The following is a 9,807-nucleotide window of genomic DNA, read 5'->3' on the forward strand; positions in this document are numbered from 1 at the left end:
ACAAACTAGCCACCCTGACTAGTTTGTTTTACGCTTTCAGAGATGAGTAAGCTGTAATTAAAGTTGGCTTATCTTTCTAGTCAAAACTAGAAAGAATATAAAAAATACACTCCCTTACTATTCGTTTCCTCCACTTTTTTAATACAAAACAATATCAAATATATATCCTTCTCAAATCCTCTTGACAACACTTCATTAGCTGGTAAAATTAGATTAACAAGACAATATAGAAACAAAAGTTCGCCTCATTAAAAATGAAAGCGCTTTTAATTAATAAAGGAGGTTTCTATGGAAAAAATTTGGAGGGAGAAATCCTGTCGCTACAGTATTCGAAAGCTAACAGTCGGCACAGCCTCTGTTTTGCTTGGAGCGGTTTTTCTAGCTAGTCATACCGTCTCTGCTGATACTATTGAAGTACAGCAAAACGAGCCTGCATTAGAGAAAACTACAGTTAAGACAGACACTATAACGAAAGCAAGTGAATCAACTGAGCATACACAGCCAAACGTGCCAATTGATCATACAAAACCAGTTCTAGCTAATAATAGTTCTTCTGAAAGCAAACCCGCTAATGCTGATGTTACTTCTGCTACAACTAATCAAGCCAGTACTGAGGCTATTGTAAAACCTAATGAAAATAAGGAAACCGAAAAACCAGAACTACCTGTGACAGAACAAAGCAACTATCAGCTAAACTATGATCGACCAACAGCTCCTTCCTATGATGGCTGGGAAAAACAAGCACTCCCAGTTGGGAATGGTGAAATGGGTGCTAAGGTTTTTGGTCTCATTGGCGAGGAGAGAATCCAATACAACGAAAAAACTCTTTGGTCAGGTGGACCGCGTCCCGACAGTACCGACTATAATGGAGGAAACTATCAGGAGCGATATAAGGTCTTGGCAGAGATTCGTAAAGCCCTTGAAGACGGAGATCGCCAAAAAGCCAAACGATTAGCTGAACAAAATCTAGTTGGACCAAACAACGCCCAGTATGGACGTTATCTAGCCTTTGGTGATATCTTCATGGTCTTCAATAACCAGAAAAAGGGGCTGGATACAGTTACAGACTATCACCGTGGTTTGGATATCACAGAAGCCACTACTACAACTTCTTACACCCAAGATAGGACAACCTTCAAACGTGAAACCTTCTCCAGCTATCCTGATGATGTCACCGTGACCCACTTGACCCAAAAAGGGGACAAAAAACTTGATTTTACAGTTTGGAATAGCTTAACAGAAGATTTACTTGCTAACGGAGACTACTCAGCGGAATATTCTCACTACAAGAGTGGCCATGTTACGACAGAACCAAATGGTATCCTACTAAAAGGTACAGTCAAAGATAATGGCCTCCAGTTCGCATCCTATCTAGGAATTAAAACGGACGGAAAAGTTACTGTCCATGAGGATAGTTTAACAATCACAGGAGCTAGCTACGCTACGCTTTTACTCAGTGCCAAGACTAACTTTGCTCAGAATCCAAAAACAAACTATCGCAAAGACATTGACCTCGAAAAAACAGTTAAAGGAATTGTCGAAGCAGCTAGGGGCAAAGACTACGAGACACTTAAAAAGAACCATATCAAAGACTATCAAAGCCTCTTTAACCGCGTCAAACTAAACCTAGGTGGAAGCAATGCTGCTCAAACGACAAAAGAGGCCCTTCAGACCTATAACCCTAGCAAAGGGCAAAAACTGGAAGAACTCTTCTTCCAATACGGACGTTATTTATTGATTAGTTCATCTCGTGATCGGACAGATGCCCTTCCTGCCAACCTACAAGGAGTCTGGAATGCCGTAGATAATCCACCTTGGAACGCTGATTACCACCTCAATGTCAATTTGCAAATGAACTATTGGCCAGCCTACATGAGCAATCTAGCTGAAACAGCCAAGCCAATGATCAATTACATTGACGATATGCGTTACTATGGCCGTATCGCTGCTAAGGAATACGCCGGTATCGAATCCAAAGATGGACAAGAAAATGGATGGCTGGTTCATACACAGGCGACACCATTTGGTTGGACTACTCCTGGTTGGAATTACTATTGGGGTTGGTCGCCAGCAGCTAATGCTTGGATGATGCAGAACGTCTATGACTACTATAAATTCACCAAGGATGAAACTTATCTAAAAGAAAAGATTTATCCAATGCTCAAGGAAACAGCTAAGTTCTGGAACTCCTTCTTACACTATGACCAGGCCAGCGACCGTTGGGTATCTTCTCCATCCTATTCACCTGAACACGGTACTATTACCATTGGAAATACCTTTGACCAATCACTAGTCTGGCAGCTATTCCATGACTACATGGAAGTTGCCAACCATCTGAAAGTCGACCAAGACTTAGTCACAGAGGTCAAGGCTAAATTTGACAAACTAAAACCACTTCATATCAACAATGAGGGACGTATCAAGGAATGGTACGAAGAAGACAGCCCACAATTCACTAATGAAGGCATTGAAAACAACCACCGCCACGTTTCCCATCTGGTAGGTCTCTTCCCAGGTACGCTCTTTAGCAAGGACCAGGCTGAATACTTAGAAGCTGCGCGTGCAACTTTGAACCATCGCGGAGATGGCGGTACTGGTTGGTCTAAGGCCAATAAAATCAACCTCTGGGCTCGTCTATTAGACGGTAACCGTGCCCATCGCTTGCTCGCTGAACAGCTCAAATATTCAACTCTAGAAAACCTTTGGGATACGCACGCACCTTTCCAAATCGATGGAAACTTTGGAGCAACCAGTGGAATTGCAGAAATGCTTCTTCAATCACACACTGGCTACATTGCACCATTGCCAGCCCTTCCAGATGCTTGGAAAGACGGTCAGGTTTCTGGTCTGGTTGCTCGCGGTAACTTTGAAGTCAGCATGAAGTGGAAAGATAAAAACCTGCAAAGCTTGTCCTTCCTTTCAAATGTCGGTGGAGACCTAGTTGTAGATTATCCAAATATCGAAGCCAGTCAGGTTAAGGTTAATGGTAAATCTGTCAAAGCAACTATTCTTAAAGATGGCCGCATTCAACTGGCAACACAAAAAGGTGATATCATTACCTTTGAACATTTCCCTGGTCGTGTAACCAGTCTGACAGCAGTTAGACAAAATGGAGTCACTGCCGAACTCACCTTCAACCAAGTAGAAGGTGCTACCCACTATGTTATCCAAAGACAAGTGAAAGACGAATCTGGCCAAACCTCTGCAAGCAGAGAATTTGTGACCAATCAAACCCATTTTATCGACCGCTCACTCGACCCTCAACTCGCCTACACTTATACTGTTAAGGCTATGCTGGGTAATGTTTCTACACAGGTATCCGAAAAGGCCAATGTCGAAACCTATAACCAATTGATGGATGACCGTGATAGCCGAATCCAATACGGTTCTGCATTTGGAAACTGGGCAGACTCAGAATTATTTGGAGGAACAGAGAAGTTTGCCGACCTTTCACTAGGTAACTATACAGATAAAGATGCGACAGCAACCATTCCTTTCAATGGTGTTGGCATTGAAATCTATGGTCTCAAATCATCTCAATTGGGAATCGCTGAAGTCAAGATCGATGGTAAATCAGTCGGTGAACTGGACTTCTATACTGCAGGTGCAACTGAAAAAGGTAGCCTTATCGGTCGCTTCACAGGATTGTCAGATGGTGCTCATGTGATGACTATCACTGTAAAACAAGAGCATAAACACCGTGGCAGTGAGCGCTCCAAAATTTCCTTAGACTACTTTAAAGTTTTACCGGGACAAGGAACAACCATTGAAAAAATGGATGACCGCGACCCTCGCATTCAATACGGATCTCAATTCAAAGATTGGAGCGATACTGAATTATATAAGAGCACAGAAAAATATGCGGACATCAATAACGCCGACCCAAGTACTGCTTCAGAAGCTCAAGCAACCATTCCATTTACTGGAACAGGTATTCGAATTTACGGACTCAAAACATCCGCTCTCGGAAAAGCTCTCGTGACACTAGATGGCAAAGACATGCCAAGTCTAGACTTCTACACAGCTGGAGCTACCCAAAAGGCAACCTTAATTGGAGAATTTACTAATCTGACCGATGGTAATCATATTTTGACATTGAAAGTTGATCAAAATTCACCAGCAGGTCGCAAGAAAATTTCTCTAGATTCATTTGATATCATCAAAGCCCCTGCTGTTGGTATAGATAGTCCAAGTATCGCACCACTTAAGGAAGGGGATAAAAACATCTCTTTAACTCTTCCAGCTGGAGATTGGGAAGCCATCGCTGTGACCTTCCCAGGCATCAAAGATCCACTCGTTTTACGCAGGATAGACGATAATCATCTAGTTACGACTGGAGATCAGACTGTCTTATCAATTCAGGATAATCGGGTACAAATCCCTATCCCTGACGAAACCAATCGAAAAATTGGAAATGCGATAGAAGCTTATTCTATCCAGGGAAATACAACAAGCAGTCCTGTCGTAGCTGTCTTTACCAAAAAGGATGAGAAGAAGATTGAGAATCAGCAGCCAACTACAAGCAAGGGAGATGACCCTGCTCCTATTGTAGAAATTCCTGAATACACTAAGCCTATCGGTACAGCTGGACAGGAACAACCGCCTGTAGTAAATATTCCGGAGTATACTAAACCTATCGGCACAGCAGGACTAGAACAACCGCCTGTAGTAAACATTCCTGAGTACACTAAACCTATCGGAACAGCGGGACAAGAACAGCCACCTACCGTTTCTATTCCTGAGTACACTGAGCCTATCGGCACAGCGGGACAAGAACAACCGCCTACTGTTTCTATCCCTGAATACACTCAACCTATCGGAACGGCTGGACAGGAACAACCGCCTGTAGTAAATATTCCTGAGTACACTCAACCTATCGGCACAGCTGGACTAGAACAACCGCCTACTGTTTCTATCCCTGAGTACACTCAACCTGTCGGGACAGCGGGACAAGAACAAGCTCCTACTGTTTCTGTTCCTGAATATAAACTTCGTGTCTTAAAGGATGAAAAGACTAAAGTTGAAATTATTGGAGGAGCGACTGACTTAGAGGGAATTTCTCACATTTCTAGCAGACGTGTATTAGCTCAAGAACTATTTGGTAAGACCTATGATGCTTACGATCTTCACCTTAAAAATCCAACAGACCAGAGTTTACAACCAAAAGGAGCTGTCTTGGTCCGCTTGCCTATTCCCTCAGCTGTCGAAAATGTCTACTACCTAACTCCATCAAAAGAGTTACAGCCACTCGATTTTACTATTCGCGAGGGAATGGCAGAATTTACGACTAGTCATTTCAGCACCTATGCAGTCGTTTATCGAGCTAATGGAGCATCAACTACTGCAGAGCAAAAACCAAGTGAAACAGATATCAAACCATTAGCCAATAGCTCTGAGCAAGTTTCATCTAGTCCAGGACTTGCTCAATCGGCCAATTATTCTCCTAAAGAACAACTTCCAGCTACTGGTGAAACGTCTAGTCCACTACTATTCTTGTCAGGATTGAGTTTAGTCCTAACAGCAACTTTTCTACTTAAGAGCAAGAAGGATGAGTCCAACTAACTTTTAAGCACACAAAAACCAGGATGAAGATAAGCTTCATCCTGGTTTTTGATTAAAATCAAACATGTTTATCTTAGATGCTAAAAAGGAAACATCAGAACATGGATTCATCTGTCTAATTCTGCCTATTCTTATCCGAATGCGTTAGCTCTCCGTATATTATCCTCAATCCCTTTTATCTCGTATCCCTACCATGATATCTGTATATAAAACATCATTTATCTTACTTGAAATATAAAATACAGGTGTAGATTCTTCTAAGTCATTGTCAAGCAATAATTTGGTTAGCACGTATATCCCCTTATCAAAGTCAACAGCTTCCTCTCCAGTAACTCTTACTCCTGCCATTCGAGGAACCAAAAAATAACTGTTATAGGCTGTCCCCTCCATTATCTCTTCTTTTCCTAGATAATCCTCATGAACGGGAAGATAGACTGTGATGTTGTATGTTCCATCTTCCAATTCTCCGATATGGGGGCATGAGTAAAATGGATTGCTTTTAGGTGTATATCCTGCCGCTACAGCTGTTTGAATCATATCTTGAAAGGCTACTGCAATCTCATCACCGACAATATTATAGTTCACACTCAAGACATTACTTATCATTAAGGATTGATTCATACCATATGTAATTTCTGCCATTTTACTTCTCCACTGGGATAATCAAATCCACAAACAAATCATCATAAACTGGAATCAAGACTAGGTATAACTTATCCTGCAACTCCCAACCATGATCACGAATATAAGCTTTCATCTCCTCAATTGTTTCATCCAAGCTACCATCAAATAGAACCCGCTTGCTAATTCCTTCTATATCTAGAGATGCCTGATAATCCAGTTGACTTGTTGGCTCTGCTTCAGATATAACTGGAATATAGACTCCCACATCTTGCTTTTCTTCGTTAAATTGAGTTGGAGTCATCTCAAAAACGGTAGGGCCATCTTTATAAATACCATCAGTATAGGGAAGGAGTTCTGTATGAACAAATAACTCCAATAGTTCGTCCGCTTGAATCTGGACCTGGTCTGTCATCAAATGGCTCATATGTAGCTGTATTTCTTTAATCATGTTTCTTTTCCTTTTTAAATCTATTTTTATCAAATTCTTTATTTTGAATCAAATCCGAAGACACTTCTATATGCTTAATTGGTCTTATTTCCTTAACATCATGACGGTGTTGGTAGGCATAAATAATATAAAACCAAGGTAAGTACACAGCTTGTCCAAAAGCCATTGATAATAAAGACGCTCCCCATCCCCAAAAATATTCATATCCAAACATCGCTAAAAATATACAGACACACGATAAAATAAGTGGAGGAGCGAGTAAAAAATTAACCATAAATTTGCTGGCTTTCTGTGAGATAATTTCTTCAGAGTCTAAATTGACCAAGCAGCTCATGACGGCTATTACAATAATGGATTGTATAAGAGGAAGGGATAGCTTTAATCCAATAAAATTATGGTCCCCACTCATAGCACCAAAACCAATAATGATATAAATATGACCAGTCAGATACATGAGATAGGTTCCAAAACTGGTTAATATCCCTCGCTTAAGATCCAAAAGAAAAACTAGATTTAATACCCAAACAATAATTCCTGTAATAATCAAGCCTTGATACAAAGAGGGATTGTTGAGCACCTCTAATCCTCCTGCAAAAAACGCCAAAAAGGATATAGGATATAAAATAAAAATCCCATTTAATACCCCCCAAAGAGGAACCGGTCCCTTTATTCTACTTCTTTGAAATTCAAATGTTTTTTTAATTCGTTCCAGTATCATTTAAACCATCCTCTCATGCCCTTTATCAGGCTATTGACACCTTTTTTAAGGTTACCCGTAATATTAAACTTTTTATCGGCCCAGTTTAAAGTACCTACCGCTACTGCAGATGCTGCGATTGCACCTAAGCCAGTTAACCAAACAGGAGCAGTAGCAACACCTAGCGCACCCGCTGCTAAAGCGCCTACAACTGCAGCTCCAGCACTCGCTGCTCCTGTTGCCGCAACAGTAGTTCCCGCTGCCTTAGCCGCATCTATCACAAAACCTGTCGCCACACTAGCATTAACTTCATTTCCTCTTAGACCTTGACGTTTGGCCTCTTGTTTATTATCGTGGATTTTCGAAAAAGTATCAACCACATCTAAAGCAACACCAACAACTGCAGATCCTTTTAAAAACTTACCAAACTTCGAAGCGGATTTAAAACCTTCTTTGTAATTTTTAAAGCTATCTGTAGCAGACTCAACTAAGCCTTTTCCTCCACCAGCTTTACTAGATTTCCAGACATTTTTTAAAGCGCCTTTAAAAGTCACTTCTTTGATGAATTCTTCTTTTAACAAACTATTTGTTGTTTTTACTAGACTTTCTCCAACTTTAACGATTTTGTGGACCATCTTAGTATTTTCATCAAAAGTAGCTAGAACATTCCTTAATCCCTCATTATAACGTGTATTACCAAGCTTCGCAAATAAAGACTCAAACGCTTTAGTAGGCTTACCACTACTATACAGAGCTATAGCATAGGATTTATTCTGATTAAGTTTCTTATTAAGCTTCAAAAATTCATCTAATTTATTCCAAAATAAAGTCGTATCCTTGTAAACAATTACATTCCCGAATCTATCTTTCTTAAAACGATAAGCAGCATATAAAGCTGGCAAAATAGATTTTAAATATTTTTTATAGCCTTTACTATTTTTATATAAATCACTTGTTGTGACGTTTTTATAAACATTAAATAATGCATCTATTAGGTCTTTATTTTCAGCTATCGTACCACTATACTTAGACTCAGCAAGCTGTTTTGCGAGAGCATTTTGGTACTTCACAGCTTTGGAATTACTATGGATAGCTGAGTGTATCTCTGAAACTGAATTTTTAAACCAAGTTCGATTATAATAATTTCTCGATGCGGTGTTCCCATATGGAAGAGGAGCATAACCTGATAGGGTAGCAATTTCACTATTTTGCATATCTATAAGGTCAAAGGTATCTGTCTTTAAAAGAACACTATTAAAAGCTTCCATGTTCTTTATGGTATCATCTAAACTTTTGACTGCTTGACTATAGCTCGCCTTCACACTATCCAAACTAGGATTCGTTAACGTTAGGATATCGCTAATCCCTGCATAGATATTTTTCGTCTTACTGGAACTGCTCTTCAATCCCTCGATCGGATCTTTCATCCGTTGCTTGATGCGTTCTAGATATTCTGTCTTAATAATCGCACTGTTGTCAGTCTCTGACACCATGTCTTGAAAGAGCTTCACAAGTTCATCATAGCGACTGACAATGCTATCTAGGGCATTGACATAGTTATCAACCAGTGGTATCTGATAGTTGGTCACTTTCTGGTTAATGGCATCCTTCACTGCGCCTTTGAGGCTATCGGTTGAAACGACCTCTGATAGACGGCTTCTCGAAACAGATAGCTGCTCCTTGATACTATTTACCGAAATAACTAACAACTCTTTTTGAACTCGAACTTCGGATACATCAATCTTCATTCACTTCCTCCTCTGAGTAAACACTGGAAATCAACCCTGCGTCTAGATAGTCCTTACGCAGAGCTTCTTGGCAGTAGTGTTCATCCACGGTATCCGAATACCCTTCTGATACTACTCTCTTGATCAAGAGATTGCTTAAAAACAAGGGGGAGGTGTCAAAGCGTAATCCAAATGGATAGCCATGACCGATGTAGTCCATATAATGACCATTATCCAAATCAACTCGACGACCTGAAAGAACTACAAAAAAGTCCATCTGCTCGCTTGTACTCCTTGTTCCTATCTCTAAATCTACTTTTTCTATATGTTATTTAACTTTAAGTGAGGGTATTTAATATTTTTTTGTTCCTTCTCAAAAAGCTGTTGAGCGCTTTTTTCTTGGTCATCAATATACCCCTCAAACCAAACTTTACTTATATCTTCTTTGTTAAAAAAATAACATTGATTATCCGTATTTCCATTTGGATATAAACATGCCGAATAATCGAAATAACCAATTGTCCCTTGATTATTATAGAGTGGAAAACGAGATAAAATCATTAACTTCACTTCTCCGTTATGAAGTTGAATCACACTTCCGATTGGCAATATTTTATCATTCATTATTAACTCTCCTTATTACTTAATTCTTTGTATAACTGTCTCAATATCATGCTGCGTTTAATCAATTTGGTATTTAAAATAGTGTATACGATAAAATATGATGATAAAGTTAATACAAGACTAAT

At 39.8% G+C, this 9,807-nt stretch carries 7 protein-coding genes; 1 reads left to right on the top strand and 6 read right to left on the bottom strand.

Annotated features, from left to right (window positions below; genetic code table 11):
* The first annotated feature begins 288 nt into the window (after positions 1 to 288).
* Complete coding sequence (locus CBI42_RS07080) at positions 289 to 5,562, top strand: SIALI-17 repeat-containing surface protein (RefSeq protein ID WP_094753606.1); 5,274 nt, start codon at positions 289 to 291, stop codon at positions 5,560 to 5,562.
* Positions 5,563 to 5,727: 165 nt separating this feature from the next.
* Here the strand turns inward: CBI42_RS07080 and CBI42_RS07085 are convergent, their stop codons facing one another.
* From CBI42_RS07085 to CBI42_RS07110, 6 genes are read right to left on the bottom strand one after another with little or no spacing between them, the layout of a single operon-like run.
* Complete coding sequence (locus tag CBI42_RS07085) at positions 5,728 to 6,204, bottom strand: DUF5085 family protein (RefSeq protein WP_094753607.1); 477 nt, start codon at positions 6,202 to 6,204, stop codon at positions 5,728 to 5,730.
* 1 nt (position 6,205) lies between these two features.
* Positions 6,206 to 6,634, bottom strand: coding sequence for a hypothetical protein (locus CBI42_RS07090; RefSeq protein WP_094753608.1), 429 nt, complete (start codon positions 6,632 to 6,634; stop codon positions 6,206 to 6,208).
* Positions 6,627 to 7,352, bottom strand: a complete 726-nt coding sequence (locus tag CBI42_RS07095) for a hypothetical protein (protein WP_094753609.1) — start codon at positions 7,350 to 7,352, stop codon at positions 6,627 to 6,629. The genes CBI42_RS07090 and CBI42_RS07095 overlap by 8 nt, the downstream gene beginning before the upstream one ends.
* Positions 7,349 to 9,079, bottom strand: coding sequence for a T7SS effector LXG polymorphic toxin (locus CBI42_RS07100; protein ID WP_094753610.1), 1,731 nt, complete (start codon positions 9,077 to 9,079; stop codon positions 7,349 to 7,351). Before CBI42_RS07100 ends, CBI42_RS07095 begins: the two co-directional genes overlap by 4 nt.
* Complete coding sequence (locus tag CBI42_RS07105) at positions 9,069 to 9,335, bottom strand: DUF4176 domain-containing protein (protein ID WP_256963650.1); 267 nt, start codon at positions 9,333 to 9,335, stop codon at positions 9,069 to 9,071. Before CBI42_RS07105 ends, CBI42_RS07100 begins: the two co-directional genes overlap by 11 nt.
* 44 nt (positions 9,336 to 9,379) lie before the next feature.
* Complete coding sequence (locus CBI42_RS07110; protein ID WP_070478089.1) at positions 9,380 to 9,682, bottom strand: DUF4176 domain-containing protein; 303 nt, start codon at positions 9,680 to 9,682, stop codon at positions 9,380 to 9,382.
* Positions 9,683 to 9,807 lie beyond the last annotated feature (125 nt).

Source organism: Streptococcus sp. KR (assembly GCF_002238115.1).
Taxonomy (GTDB): Bacteria; Bacillota; Bacilli; order Lactobacillales; family Streptococcaceae; genus Streptococcus.